General features: G+C 38.3%; 13 protein-coding genes. 6 read left to right on the top strand and 7 right to left on the bottom strand.

Annotation, left to right across the window (positions count from 1 at the left end; translation table 11 throughout):
- Positions 1–131 precede the first annotated feature (131 nt).
- From AC1M86_RS04965 to AC1M86_RS04955, 3 genes are all read left to right on the top strand, one after another.
- On the top strand, positions 132–560 hold the full coding sequence (locus AC1M86_RS04965) for a phasin family protein (RefSeq protein ID WP_092766445.1): 429 nt from the start codon (positions 132–134) through the stop codon (positions 558–560).
- A 168-nt stretch (positions 561–728) separates the two neighbouring features.
- Positions 729–1001: an HU family DNA-binding protein gene (locus AC1M86_RS04960; RefSeq protein WP_035263613.1), complete on the top strand. Its 273-nt coding sequence runs from the start codon at positions 729–731 to the stop codon at positions 999–1001.
- A gap of 128 nt (positions 1002–1129) precedes the next feature.
- Positions 1130–2995: a SurA N-terminal domain-containing protein gene (locus AC1M86_RS04955; protein WP_481589963.1), complete on the top strand. Its 1866-nt coding sequence runs from the start codon at positions 1130–1132 to the stop codon at positions 2993–2995.
- 76 nt (positions 2996–3071) lie between these two features.
- Here AC1M86_RS04955 and AC1M86_RS04950 read toward each other — a convergent pair whose 3' ends face one another.
- A complete protein-coding gene (locus AC1M86_RS04950) occupies positions 3072–4004 on the bottom strand; it encodes an AraC family transcriptional regulator (protein WP_481587489.1) in 933 nt (310 codons plus the stop codon).
- A gap of 188 nt (positions 4005–4192) precedes the next feature.
- Between AC1M86_RS04950 and AC1M86_RS04945 the strand changes: the two genes are divergently transcribed.
- Complete coding sequence (locus AC1M86_RS04945; protein WP_035263607.1) at positions 4193–5404, top strand: alkane 1-monooxygenase; 1212 nt, start codon at positions 4193–4195, stop codon at positions 5402–5404.
- A gap of 38 nt (positions 5405–5442) precedes the next feature.
- On the opposite strand, the gene AC1M86_RS04940 is transcribed toward AC1M86_RS04945, so the two are convergent.
- From AC1M86_RS04940 to AC1M86_RS04915, 6 genes are all read right to left on the bottom strand, one after another.
- Complete coding sequence (locus tag AC1M86_RS04940) at positions 5443–5928, bottom strand: GNAT family N-acetyltransferase (protein WP_481607399.1); 486 nt, start codon at positions 5926–5928, stop codon at positions 5443–5445.
- 73 nt (positions 5929–6001) lie between these two features.
- Entirely contained in the window at positions 6002–7201 is a 1200-nt protein-coding gene (locus AC1M86_RS04935; protein ID WP_481607398.1) for an acyl-CoA dehydrogenase family protein, read from the bottom strand.
- A 30-nt stretch (positions 7202–7231) separates the two neighbouring features.
- Entirely contained in the window at positions 7232–8527 is a 1296-nt protein-coding gene (locus AC1M86_RS04930) for an acyl-CoA dehydrogenase family protein (protein ID WP_092766330.1), read from the bottom strand.
- 227 nt (positions 8528–8754) lie between these two features.
- Positions 8755–10128 carry an ABC1 kinase family protein gene (locus AC1M86_RS04925; RefSeq protein ID WP_481607397.1) on the bottom strand — a complete coding sequence of 458 codons (1374 nt, stop codon included), beginning with the start codon at positions 10126–10128 and terminating at the stop codon, positions 8755–8757.
- Positions 10129–10271: 143 nt separating this feature from the next.
- On the bottom strand, positions 10272–10577 hold the full coding sequence (locus AC1M86_RS04920; protein ID WP_481607396.1) for a hypothetical protein: 306 nt from the start codon (positions 10575–10577) through the stop codon (positions 10272–10274).
- A 123-nt stretch (positions 10578–10700) separates the two neighbouring features.
- Positions 10701–10910 carry a cold-shock protein gene (locus tag AC1M86_RS04915; protein WP_035263597.1) on the bottom strand — a complete coding sequence of 70 codons (210 nt, stop codon included), beginning with the start codon at positions 10908–10910 and terminating at the stop codon, positions 10701–10703.
- A gap of 371 nt (positions 10911–11281) precedes the next feature.
- On the opposite strand from AC1M86_RS04915, the gene prmB reads away from it, so the two are divergent.
- Together prmB and aroC are read left to right on the top strand one after the other, a co-directional pair.
- Positions 11282–12292 carry a 50S ribosomal protein L3 N(5)-glutamine methyltransferase gene (gene prmB, locus AC1M86_RS04910; RefSeq protein ID WP_092766327.1) on the top strand — a complete coding sequence of 337 codons (1011 nt, stop codon included), beginning with the start codon at positions 11282–11284 and terminating at the stop codon, positions 12290–12292.
- 14 nt (positions 12293–12306) lie between these two features.
- Positions 12307–13392 carry a chorismate synthase gene (aroC, locus tag AC1M86_RS04905; RefSeq protein ID WP_481607395.1) on the top strand — a complete coding sequence of 362 codons (1086 nt, stop codon included), beginning with the start codon at positions 12307–12309 and terminating at the stop codon, positions 13390–13392.
- Positions 13393–13415: the final 23 nt, after the last annotated feature.

Genomic DNA, 13415 nt, shown 5'->3' with positions numbered 1-13415 from the left:
TTGAACAAGGTTCAATAGCGATATTTGATATTATCAATGTATTTTATGCACGAATAGTCAATTTAGAGGCTAAAATATACAGGAGTGTAACGGTGGATCAAGATGTAAATAACAATAAAGAACAGGAATTAATGGACAACTCACAACCTGCAAACTCACGTAAAACAAAGCATCAACGCAAGTCCACACTTGATTTTCGTAAATATACTAAACAAATTTGGCTTGCTGGTTTAGGTGCTTTTTCTCGCGCAGAGGAAGAAGGTAATAAAATGTTTGACTCTTTAGTCAAAGTTGGTGAAGAGCTTGAATCAAAAACGGTTGAATTTACAGATCAAACAGTAAACAAAGTTGCGGAAAAAACTAAAGAGTCTGTTACGGATAAAAAAGATAAGGTCGAAAAACTTTTAGATCATGGGGTGAGTACTTCGCTTAATCGTATTGGGCTCGTCTCAACTAAAGATGTACAACATCTTGAGAATATGATTTTAGATATTCACCAGAAATTAGATGTGCTCATTGCTGAAAATCAAGCTTTACGAGCTAAACTCGAAAAAAAATGATGGATTTAGAGATAAAACTGTAATTTTGGTATTTTTTGTCGCTTATTTTGATCAAAACAGGTCGAGCAGTATTGCGTTTCCCCCCAAAGCATTGCTATAAAGTCGTCATGGCCTTTTAAAATACAAGCCTTGGATTTTAAACAAACGATATAAGAGGACGTAATCTTCATGAATAAATCAGAATTGATTGATGCGATTGCAGAGAAAGGGGGATTGTCTAAGACTGATGCTGGTAAGGCATTGGACGCGACTATTGCTTCTATTGGCGAAGCGCTGAAAAAAGGTGACTCTGTTACTTTAGTAGGATTTGGTACTTTCAGCGTTAAAGATCGTGCTGCACGCACTGGTCGTAACCCGAAAACTGGCGAAGAATTACAAATTAAAGCAAGCAAAGTTCCTAGCTTTAAAGCTGGTAAAGGTTTAAAAGATTCTGTAGCTTAATTCTTATTAAGTCCAAAACGCGCCGACTTGGCGCGTTTTTTATTAAAAAGAAAATTTATGGCTTCATCTGATATATTCGGTTTAGATTATCAGTTAGAATCGCTTTGAAATAAAATATTGGAATACCTATGGAATCGTTTCGTAAACTCATTAAAGGGTGGCTCGGCAAAGTCCTTCTAGTATTATTTTTGACACCATTGGCATTGGTCGGTATTGAAGGCTATTTCGGTGGTGGAAACAAAGATGGGATTGCTAAAACCGTTAATGATTTAGAAATTTCTAATAAAGAGCTAGAAGTTCAAACGAAGAATTATAAAGATCAATTCTTACAAATGGTTCAAGGTGATGAATCACTTCTGAATCAATCGTATATTGAACAAATGGCTCTAGATAGTTTAATTGATCGTGCTTTATTGGTTCAGCAGGCTGAAAAGTTAGGCATCAGTTTAAGCGATGCTCAGATTGAACAAATGATTGCTCAACAGCCAAGTCTGCAGGTTGATGGTAAATTTTCACAACAAGCTTATGAAAACTATCTTCGATCAATTAATATGACGAGCCAGGGTCTAATCCAAAATTTAAGACAAGATCATGCGCTTCAAATGTTAGTTTCAAGCATTCGTGATAATTCTTTGGTAAGCCAAAGTGATATTCAGCAAATCGCAAATCTACAAGGTGAGCAACGTACGTTATTTATGTCATCTGTAAAATTGGATGATTACAAAACGTCTGTAAAAATAACTGATGCTGAAGTCGCTGCTTATTATGAAAAACATAAAGTGCTGTTTAAGCAACCTGCCTCAGTTGATCTTGATTATGTATTGGTAACGCCTGCTATGGTAGCAAATGCCACAACAACTGTTACAGATGCAGAATTAAAACAAGCTTATGATCAATATGTAACTCAACAAAATAAAAATGCCAAAGTTGAAGTCCAACATATTTTGATTACAACAGATAATCGTACTGCGCTTGAGGCTGAAAAAATAGCCAATGATGTTTATGCAAAAATTCAATCAGGATTATCTTTTGCAGAGGCTGCTCAACAGTATTCTGAAGATTCTAGTTCCAAAGATAATGCGGGTCGAGTTGATGGTTATGAAGCCGGTGTATTCGGTGATGCTTTTGATAATGCAGTTCAAGCTTCAAAAGGTACGATTTCTAAGCCAGTAAAAACCGATTTTGGTGTACATATTATTCAAGCTAAAGCTGCTCAAGTAAATGTTGCTAGTTTTGAGTCTGAAAAAGCACGTCTTGAAGCTGATTTATTAAAATCTAAAAATGCCAATGCTTATTCTGATCTAGTAAATGGTTTGAATGAGCTCGTTGTAAGTAGCGATGCATTAGATGTAGTCCCTCAGGAATTAAAATCGGCTAAATTGGTTACTGCGAATAATGTAACTCTTGCCACTCAAAATACAGTCCTAGCGGATCCTGCTGTAAAAGCTAAGATCTTTAGTCAAGATGTAAAAAATGGTGATCGTAACGCGACCAGCAATATACAATTGGCGAATGGTGATACAGTTTGGTTGAAAGTTCGTGAATACCGTGAAGCTGGTGTTCAACCTTTATCAGTAGCCAAAGCGAAGGTTAAAGAAAAGCTGTTGAATCAAAAGGCATATGAAGCTGCTCAAGCAAAAGTTGCTGCAATGTTAAAGGATTTTAAAACACTACCTTCACAGCAGGTTTTAACTAAGCATCAGCAATCTTTCGTAAATGCTGGTGTTTTTACTCGTTCTCAAGGTCTTAAACGAGAAATTGAACGTGCTGCATTTAGTGTGCCTGCACCTAAAGCAGGAATGTGGTCTGTGACTACAGCTCAATTACCAAATGAAATGGTAATTATCGGTGTGGCTGAGGTAAAAAAACCATCTATGGATTCGATTTCGGCTGAAGAAAAACAGCAGCTTGCACAGCTTTATCAAAACTATCGTGGTACACAATTACTTAAAGATTACACTGAGTATTTAAAGTCAGTTGCAAAAATCAAGTAACTTACCAGTAATTCTATCTTCATAAAAAAAAGCACTTCGGTGCTTTTTTTATTTTGCTATGATTTATTCAATTCGATTAATTCAAATAAGTATTACGATATTGGCTTGGACTGCATAGATAATGTTTTTTGAAGGCTTGACTAAATGCAGTCTCTGATGAATAACCAACTTTATGCGCGATTTGTTGAATCGAAAGCTGGCTCAAGCGTAAAAGTTGACTGGCTAATCTTAAACGGTGTTTCTGTAAGTATGCTAATGGTGTTTCATTCACCATATTTTGAAATAAATGAGCGAATTTTGAACGCGACATAAAGCAAGTTTCTGCCAATGATTCTACAGTCCAGTTTCGTTCTGGTTGGCTGTGAATCGCTGAAAATGCAGGGCTCAGTTCTGGGTGAGTCAGTGCATTTAACCAGTTATTCTGATCTGTAAGCGTGGAAATGTAATCTCTCACGCATTCGATTAACATAATACTCACCACGTGATCCATAATCTTATGGCGACCAGGTCGGTTCATCTTGGTTTCATCAGCCACGAAATAAAGCCCGATCCTTAACCACTCCGGCTCTCTAGCATTCAGTGCATTGTTTAAATGGATATAAGTGGGTAAGGCTTGAATCAATGGTCCACCCATAATGCTGTCCATGTTAGATCGTATACTGAAGATGAGAGATTTCTCAGATTTATCATCTTCGTCACCGAGGATAATTTCATCATCTCTTAAACCTTTAAATAAATGATCTATTTGAGTAATGTTGACTAATCTTTGTTCTTGATGGCTATAGGCTTGATGTGACATTCCAGAAGGAATAATTGCCATATCTCCAGCTTTTAAGTGTAGTTGTTCGCCATTTTGAAATTTAAAAAAGGCCTCACCGTATAATAAAATATAGGTAATCATGGCTGTTTGATGACTTAACTCAAAAGCCCATTTACCTTGTGCTTGAAGGTAGAGATATTCCGTATTTTTGAGGTGAATATCTTCAAAAACTTGACTGAGGGCATCCATGTTTTTCGTATATTCCCTATACGCTTACAATTGCTGAATCTTAACATGTGTAAAGATTTCTATAATGTATTTTAGCTTCAAAATCGTTGTGGAAATACGACTCAATAGCTTTTTTGGACGATTACGACTGTATTTGAAATTTGAAATGAACAAAGATAAAAATAAGAAATAGAAAAGGAAAATTGCAAGTGAATGCAAAGGTAAAAGTTGAAGAGTTATTGAGTCAGAACCCGATAGCGCAAGGCTTACAACTGGATAAGAAGCGTTACTTATGGTTGCTTAGTCCAGCACTACCTGTATTAGGGATGGGCTTTTTGGCTGGATATCAATACGGACCTAAAGCAACTAAAAAATTGTTTGCATTAGGTGGGCCTTTATTATTACACGTAATTATTCCCACCATTGATGCTTTGGTCGGTACTGATGAGAATAATCCGAGTGATGAGCAGATCAAAAAATTAGTCAGTGATCCTTACTATGATCGTATAGTAAAAATGTTTGTTCCTTTACAATATGCAGCCAATTTTTTTGCTGGATACGTGGTCTCTCGTAAAGAAACCCCATTGTTGGATCAGTTGTTGATTGGTTGTACTATGGGGTTGATCAACGGTATTGGTGTGAATACTGCCCATGAACTATGCCATCGACCGAAGCGTGCAGATCATTATTGGTCACACGTGACACTAGCACCACTTGGATACAATCATTTCCGTATTGAGCACCCATATGGGCATCATAAGCGCGCAGCTACTCCAGAAGATCCAGCGACTTCAAAGATGGGTGAGACCTTTTACGAGTTTCTTCCAAGAACCATTAGCGGTGGCTTGAAGTCAGCAATACAGATTGAAAAACATCGATTAAATCGTAAGGGTGAGTCGTTCTTTTCACTGAAAAATGAGTTATTTCACGGCGCAGCCATTAGTGCAACTTTTCACGCAACGATGCTAAAACTGTATGGTAAGAAAATTTTACCATTCTTAGCCATACAGTCACTTTACGGTGTGACTTTATTTGAAATGGTCAACTATCTTGAGCACTACGGCTTATTGCGAGAAAAGAAAGAAGATGGAAGTTATTCGCGTACTATGCCTGAACATAGTTGGAATAATAATAACATCACAACCAATCTATTCTTATACCAGTTGCAGCGCCATTCGGATCATCATGCTTATCCGACACGACCATTCCAAGCATTGAGAAACTTTGAAGAAGCGCCAGTGTTGCCAAGTGGATATGCGACGATGTTGATCCCAGTTTTAATACCTAAGTTATGGTTTAAAATTATGGATAAGCGCGTATTTGACCATTATGGTGGCGATTTAAATAAAGCCAATATTCATCCAAAACGACGAGCAAAAATTTTTAAAAAATTTGGTGTTATTGATAAATTATTGGGCTAACACTCAAAAATAAAAAAACCGACCATGGGTCGGTTTTTTTATAATACTTTTAACATGCGTATTTCGCATGCATCACTATGTCCAGTATTTCCTAATGGGTATTGTAGATGTTGAAAACCTAATTTTTCATATAATTTTACAGCCTGCCAGAGAGATGCTGTGGTTTCGAGATAAATTTGCGTGTAACCCTGATCTCGTGCAAATTGGATACATTTTTCTAGAATTTGTTTTGCAAAACCCAAACCTCGTATTGAGGGCATAAAATACATTTTTTGTATCTCTAGGGTGTTTTCGTGGCCCAGCAAAGGTGCAATGCCCCCACCACCAAAGACCTCGTGTTGGTCATTGCTAATAACCCAATATATGGAGTGAGGTTTTGTATAAACGTCATAGAGTTGATCTAGAATTGGATCTGCTACTGCGAAGCCTGATTCAGCAGCGAGAGCAAACTCCACTGAGACTTCACGAATGATTTTTGCAATATGGGGATTATCTTGGGGTTGAATAGTTCGAATAAAGTACATAATCGATGAAACTTAGTAAATCTTCACAGAGTATATCTAAGTTTCATCGGAGTTGAGTTTAATTCAACGTGATTTATTTCAATTCGCTTGATGATTTTCCAAGTTCACGGCGCGCAACAATAAGCTGTTGAATTTGTTGTGTACCCTCGAAGATATCTAGTATTTTGGAGTCACGCGCCCATTTTTCCAACAACTCATCTTCGGTATAGCCTACACTTGCAGCAAGTTCGACACACTTCAATGTAATTTCATTACAAATTCGTCCAGCTTTCGCTTTTGCAATTGAAGCTTCACGCGAGTTAGGCTTTTTATTGTCAGCCATCCATGCAGCTTTTAGGGTTAATAAACGAGCAGCTTCCCATTCTGCTTCCATACGATAAATCTGAGCTGTAATATTTGAGGATTGAAGGTAGGGGGTGGCATATTCAGCATCTAGTTGGTCTTTAAAAATTTCCTTGATACGCTCTAAAGACGCTTTAGAGCACCCAACTGCCATTGCGGCCACAAGAGGGCGTGTATTATCAAAAGTTTCCATGACGCCAGCGAAACCTTTTGCAACATCGATTTCAGCATTGCCTAATAAATTTGCAGCAGGGACACGACAATCGATAAAGCGAATGACAGCAGTATCTGAAGCTTTAATTCCGAGTTTATGTTCAAGACGTTCAACGGTCATGCCAGGCGTGCCTTTAGGAACAACAAATGATTTGATTGCTGCACGCCCAAGTTTTTTATCGAGTGTTGCCCAAACCACGACTGAATCAGCTCGTTCACCAGAAGTGACGAAAATTTTCTCGCCATTTAAAATATAATCATCACCATCTTTAGTCGCTGTGGTGCGTATTGCTGCGGAATCAGATCCACAGCCTGGCTCGGTAATTGCCATCGCAGCCCAAGTTCCTTTGAAGCGTTCAAGTTGCTCTTCATTGGCTACAGCAGCAATTGCAGAGTTACCTAATCCTTGGCGAGGCATGGTAAGTAATAAACCAGTATCGCCATAACACATCTCAATTACACCCAAAGCAGTAGACATGTTCACGCCATTTTTGTTGCCTTGAGTCGTATCTCCACGTTTATTGACGGCAGCGCCAGCATTCATGCCATCGCCACCTTCATTCATACCATCCAATAGGGATGCTAACATGTCGAGTTCTTTGGGATAAGCATGTTCAGCTTTATCATATTTGCGTGAAATAGGGCGAAGCACGTTTAACGCTGTCTGATGAGCTTGATCAACAAGCATTTTAAATTTTTTCGGATTCTCTAAATTCATCATCTTTGTCCTTAAATTTTTATTATTTGATTAAGCATGTAAACCAGAATGCATAATGGCAGTAGCACGCAAATCCCGATACCAACGTTCAACTGGATGTTCTTTGGTAAAGCCATGTCCACCTAAGAGTTGTACGCCATCAGTGCCAATTTTCATTGATTTTTCTGCACACAAAATTCGTGCTAAGTATGCTTCACGATGGAAACTTAAACCTGATTCTGCGCGGCTTGCAGCATTCAAAACCAACATTTTCATAGCATCAATTTCAATAGCCATATCCGCGATCATAAATGCAACACTTTGACGGTGGGATATTGGTTCACCAAATGCGGTGCGTTCATTGGCATACTGAATGCAATATTGTTTAACCGCTTGGCATGTACCCACTGCCATTGCACACCACATTAAATTGCCCAGATCAATGAACGCTGAATAATCAAAATCTTGCTCATTTAGTTTAAATGCTGGAGTGTTGTTAAATTTTAGGCTCACAGATTGGGTTGCTTTAAGCCCCATTGCTGGATTTGCTTTATATGAAATCGTTTCATTTCGCTCAACAATGAAAACCTGAGCTGTTCCATCTAAATCTGCGGAAACCAATAAAAGATCTGCCTGCTCACCTAGAATAACGATAGTTTTTTCACCATTAATGACAAAATGATCGCCTTGGCGTGTCGCTTTTGTTTTTAATTGGAAAGGGTTGAAAGCAGGTGTATTTTCCTGAACAGCAAAAGTTGCAAATAGATCATCTTGTTCGCTAAATGCCGACAAATACTTATTTTGAATCTCTGCTGAACCCCACTGTGTAATTGCATTAATGACTGAGAACGTGGAGAGTAATGTAGCTGTTAATGAGAAGTCACCTTGTGCAAGTTGCTCTGCGATCAGCACATTTGTAACCACATTCTTTTCTGAAGCAACGCCGCCGTATTGTTCAGGCAATGCATAATAATTGACACCTAAATCTTTAAATTGAGCCCATAAGTTTTCTGGAAAAGTAGCTTGGTGGTCGGCTGTATGTGCTAGGGGGTAGAGAACTTCATGAGCAAATTGTTGCATCGCATCAACAGTCATCTGTTGTTCTTCAGAAAGGCTGAGATCAAATAACCCTTTCTGCTGATTGGATAGACGTTGAGTCGGAGTATTGGATTTTTGTTTAAAAATTTTCTGTGTAGAGCCCAAGGTTTTAAATCCAGCCTTAGAACCTTGATAAAGCGAGCGTTCGATAATTTTTCTTAGTTTTAATTGATCGATTAAATCACTGCCTGCGAGCTTAGTGATCAAGGCTAAGCCTAAACCTTGCGCTTTGTTTGCGATATCATTCATTGTTGTAAATTCCCTGATGGTTTTTTTATACAACAAGATCGTGACATGTGTTTAGTGAAATGACTATGTCGAAAATGACTAGCTTAAAAGACTTTTTTGACCAAACAGATAAATGGTAATTGAATAGGTATTCTAATGAAATTTAAGATATATTCTTTTTAGTAATTAAATTTTTTATTTAATAAATTGACCATAGTGACACGATAGATCACTATGGTCTTTGTTCCTTAAACATATGATTGGATCATTTTGCGCACATTTGTTTTTGCTTCGATCACAGTCATGAATGTATATGCACCTATAAACTTACGACTGATGAACATAAATTCTTTCGGTGGAACTGAAAAATAGCGCGATGCCATCGACTTGGATGCTCGTTGCATCACACGGCTATGCAGTTGGCTTTGTTTCCAATCATAGCGCTGCTGTTCATCCATAATGCCTGTTGGTAGGTCTGGATTATTGCTATAAGTACTAAAAGCTTCAGTAGCTAGAAGGAACACTTTTGCCATGTCAGGTTTAATGCTTAATGGCATTGCATCGAAAAACTCATAACCTGTCATAGCATTGACCATGGCTTGAGCATCATGATGATAGCCCGCGGTAATTAAATTACGAGCTACCTTGAGGAGTTGATCATCAAATTGACGGATCGCACCGAAGTCTAAAAGAATGATTTTATCTTCAATTTGCGCGCCGTCACCTAAGCGTACTAGGTAGTTACCAAAGTTAGGATCAGTCTGCATCTCGCCCCATTCAAACACTTCACGAACGGCAATTTCAAGCGATGCTTCACCTAATTTGTTGCGACGCTCCTGAGGGAGTGAAAGCATGACTGGGCTATTAATCGGAACACCACGCTCAAAAGTCATACAAAGCACTTGATCTGTACAATATTGATCAATAATTTGTGGAACAACATAACGCGGATCATCTTTTAAACGCGCTCTAAAACGACGTGTTGTTTCAGCTTCAATTTTGTAATTTACTTCACGATGCATCATTTCGCGAACCTCATCAAACCATTGATCAAATTCACGAGTTTGAGGAACCATGCGTGTAAGTTTGAGCATGTTCTTAAACAAGCTCATATCTGAGTCAATTGCGCTTGCTACACCTGGATATTGAACTTTGAGCACCAATTCAAGACCATCAGACTTACGTGTTGCACGGTGAACTTGCGCTAATGATGCGGTGCCTAAAGGCTCATGATCAATGGTAAGATCTTCGAGTTTAGAGCCAAGTTGGTTGCGCAGTTGCTCATGGATCGCAGGCCACGCGAGGGCAACGGTCTGATTATTTAAAGTGTTTAAGGCTTGCGTAATCTCTTCAGGTAGAAAATGTTCACCATATAACGCCATCATTTGACCAATTTTGACGATAGAGCCTTTTAATTTACCGATTTCAGCAACGAGATAGTCAGCTTGTTCTTTCATCGCTTGTTTACGTTTTTTTTCTTTTTCTTCTTCGCTTGAAAAAATAGAACTCGCACTTGAAGCAGCCCAGCGTGTGCCAGCCAGTAGAGAAGCTTTCGCAATCGAAAGACGGCGATCTATTGAAGAGGTTTTTAATTGTTTAAGCTTTTCATTCTGATCTGACATGAAGTTTAGGTCCTTTAAGCGAATCGCGCAGAGAAATCATTGTATTGAATATTACATGTTATGAACGTATTAAAATAGTTCAAGTATTTCAATATCAGGTGTATAAATGGTCAATTTATTCAAACTTAAATAGCCTAAGCTTTCTAAAGTCGATATTTAACTGGGAGTTGAGCTCGAGTAGACAGAGACACGCGATACTCAGAGATGAATAACTTCATTAAGTTGACAACAGTTTCATGAATAAATCCAAGGGCATATGCTTTGATAATAATGACGCTAGGTAAGCTGAAGAAAAAATATTTAACATCATCCAAACTTGGATTTTCAAAAATTTGATGATCCATCAAAAATTTCTTAAGAAATTGTTTTTCTGTTGTGACACGAGGGGAAGAATCATCACTCCAGTAATTTTGACGCATTGCCATTAAATTATTGTGTTTATAACTCATACTTTAACTTTTGAAATTCACTTTAACTTTTATTAGTTTGAGTCTAAATTTTCTTTTTCAAGTCTGGTGAGCTTTTCGAGAGACAAAAAAAGCGGGCAAAGCCCGCTTTTTTTTAACAGTTAATTAAACTGCTACGATGTCAACAGCGTTAGGACCTTTAGGACCTTGAGTTACGCTGAATTCAACTTGTTGGCCTTCAGCCAAAGTTTTAAAGCCTGAACCTTTGATTTCGCTAAAGTGAGCAAAAACGTCAGGACCGTTTTCTTGTTGGATGAAACCGAAACCTTTAGTTTCGTTGAACCATTTAACTGTACCTTTAACAGTATTAGACATAATAGGAATCCTAATAAAACTTTAATGTTATGAGTTTGAACTCAATGATGTAACTTGGAAAAAAAATGAAACTTAAAATCTGAAACCAAACGTAGGATTATGACTAACACTGCGAAATAAAAGATTTAATGAAACAACATAAATTTTCTAGTTGGCTTCGAGTATACACGATTATTTTCAATATCGTTAGTTTTAATCAACTTTCTCGCTATTTTAAAACTTGAATGAGTAGACCTTATTCAATGGATAATTCTAACTATTCAAATTTTCAATACAATTTTGCCGAATAACACGGATAGAACTTTTTATTAATAGGACAAAACAAGGTATCATAGACCGTTTTTATAAATTCGACCTTGGAGACGCCTTAAGTGGATCGACCGACTATTAGCCCTGAACATCTACAGGAAGCCGCTGAAAACTTAACAACTATTCGAGATTTTATTCGTTTTGGAGTTACAGCATTACGTCAATACGATGCACACTTAGGTCAAGGTACTGAAGATTATTTTGCTGAAAGTTCTGCTTTAGTTTTACAAACTTTGTCACTAGACTGGAATGCCGATGCTGAGATTTTAGACTCAAAATTGCTGCCAAGCGAAGTTGCGGAATTCTTGAGTTTACTCGAACGTCGTATCAATGACCGTGTTCCTACTTCATATTTATTAAATCTTGCTTATTTCTTTGGTAAACCATTTTATGTGGATGAGCGTGTACTGATTCCACGCTCACCAATCGTTGAGCTGATTGAAAATCGTTTTGCACCTTATTGTTTGACTGAAAATGGTGAAATGGGTGAAGCGGTCAATAATTTGCCAGTGAATCCAAATCCTAAAACTCCACAGCGTATTTTGGATATGTGTACTGGCTCTGGTTGTATCGCAATTGCTTTGGCATATGCATTCCCTGATTCTGAAGTCGATGCTACTGATATTTCAAAAGAAGCCCTTGAGGTTGCTCAAATCAACTGTGAGCATCACAATAAACAGTATCAAGTCGCTTTATTGGAATCTGATCTTTTCGCTAAAATACCTGCTGAAAATCAATACGATTTAATTATTTCTAATCCGCCGTATGTCGATGCTGAAGATATGGCAGATTTACCAGATGAGTTTCATCACGAGCCAGAATTGGCATTGGCAGCGGGTCAAGATGGTTTGGATCTTGTGCGTAAAATGCTGGCTCAAGCCGCAGACTATTTAACTGAAGATGGTTTAATCGTCATTGAAGTGGGCAACTCAGAATGGGCGATGAAGCAAAACTTTAATACTGTTGATTTCTACTGGTTGCAATTCCAACGTGGTGGATCAGGTATTTTTGCACTGACTGCAGCACAATGCCGTCAATATCGTGATTTATTCATTCAATCTGTTCAAGTATAAAGGAGTTGTTGAACATGGCTGGCAATAGTATTGGACAATTGTTCCGTGTAACAACTTGTGGTGAATCTCACGGTGTTGGTTTGATGGCGATTGTAGATGGAGTTCCTCCAGGTCTGAAGTTATCAGCTGAGGACTTACAAATAGACTTAGATCGTCGTAAACCAGGTACCTCTAAATTTGCAACACAACGCAAAGAACCAGATGAGGTTGAAATTATTTCAGGCGTGTTCGAAGGTAAAACCACTGGGACATCCATTGGTCTTTTAATTCGTAATACAGACCAAAAATCTAAAGATTACGGTAATATCGCACAAACCTTCCGTCCAGGTCATGCAGACTATACTTATACACAAAAGTATGGTTTCCGTGATTACCGTGGTGGTGGTCGCTCAAGCGCACGTGAAACAGCGATGCGTGTTGCAGCGGGTGCAATTGCTAAAAAATTCTTATTTGAAAAATTTGGTATTGAAATCCGTGGGCATGTAACTCAAATCGGAACTGAAAAAACAGCAAAATTAGATTGGAATGAAGTGCCGAATAATCCATTCTTTTGTGGTGATGTTGATGCCGTACCACGCTTTGAAGCACTTGTGACATCATTGCGTGAAAAAGGAACAAGCTGTGGAGCACGACTTGAAATTATTGCTTCTAAAATACCCGTAGGCTGGGGAGAACCTGTTTTCGACCGTTTAGATGCTGATATCGCTCATGCGATGATGTCAATTAATGCGGTTAAAGGTGTAGAGATTGGTGATGGTTTTGGCGTGGCTGAACAATTTGGTCATGAAACACGTGATGAACTGACAACTGATGGCTTTTTAGCGAATCACGCTGGTGGTATATTAGGTGGTATCTCAAGTGGTCAAGATATTCGTGTATCAATTGCACTAAAACCTACTGCTTCTATTACCACACCAGGCAAAACGATTACCATTAATCGTGAAGATACGGATGTTCTTACTAAAGGTCGTCACGATCCTTGTGTGGGTGTTCGTGCGACACCAATCGCTGAAGCGATGCTTGCAATCGTGTTAATGGATCACTTTATGCGTCATCGTGCCCAAAATGCCGACGTTGTTGCGCCATTTGAGCCAATTTAACCAAATTAAAAAAGCGTATGATG

It is taken from the genome of Acinetobacter sp. ANC_7654, assembly GCF_056779855.1.
Note: the sequence above shows the minus strand (reverse complement) of the source record. Positions and strands in the feature narration are given on the sequence as shown.

Bases quoted from the DNA above. Each gene is read 5' to 3' on its own strand.
- AC1M86_RS04965 (WP_092766445.1), top strand. From the start codon at position 132: ATGGACAACTCACAACCTGCAAACTCACGTAAAACAAAGCATCAACGC.
- AC1M86_RS04960 (WP_035263613.1), top strand. From the start codon at position 729: ATGAATAAATCAGAATTGATTGATGCGATTGCAGAGAAAGGGGGATTG.
- AC1M86_RS04955 (WP_481589963.1), top strand. From the start codon at position 1,130: ATGGAATCGTTTCGTAAACTCATTAAAGGGTGGCTCGGCAAAGTCCTT.
- AC1M86_RS04950 (WP_481587489.1), bottom strand. From the start codon at position 4,004: ATGGATGCCCTCAGTCAAGTTTTTGAAGATATTCACCTCAAAAATACG.
- AC1M86_RS04940 (WP_481607399.1), bottom strand. From the start codon at position 5,928: ATGTACTTTATTCGAACTATTCAACCCCAAGATAATCCCCATATTGCA.
- AC1M86_RS04935 (WP_481607398.1), bottom strand. From the start codon at position 7,201: ATGAATTTAGAGAATCCGAAAAAATTTAAAATGCTTGTTGATCAAGCT.
- AC1M86_RS04930 (WP_092766330.1), bottom strand. From the start codon at position 8,527: ATGAATGATATCGCAAACAAAGCGCAAGGTTTAGGCTTAGCCTTGATC.
- AC1M86_RS04925 (WP_481607397.1), bottom strand. From the start codon at position 10,128: ATGTCAGATCAGAATGAAAAGCTTAAACAATTAAAAACCTCTTCAATA.
- AC1M86_RS04920 (WP_481607396.1), bottom strand. From the start codon at position 10,577: ATGAGTTATAAACACAATAATTTAATGGCAATGCGTCAAAATTACTGG.
- AC1M86_RS04915 (WP_035263597.1), bottom strand. From the start codon at position 10,910: ATGTCTAATACTGTTAAAGGTACAGTTAAATGGTTCAACGAAACTAAA.
- aroC (WP_481607395.1), top strand. From the start codon at position 12,307: ATGGCTGGCAATAGTATTGGACAATTGTTCCGTGTAACAACTTGTGGT.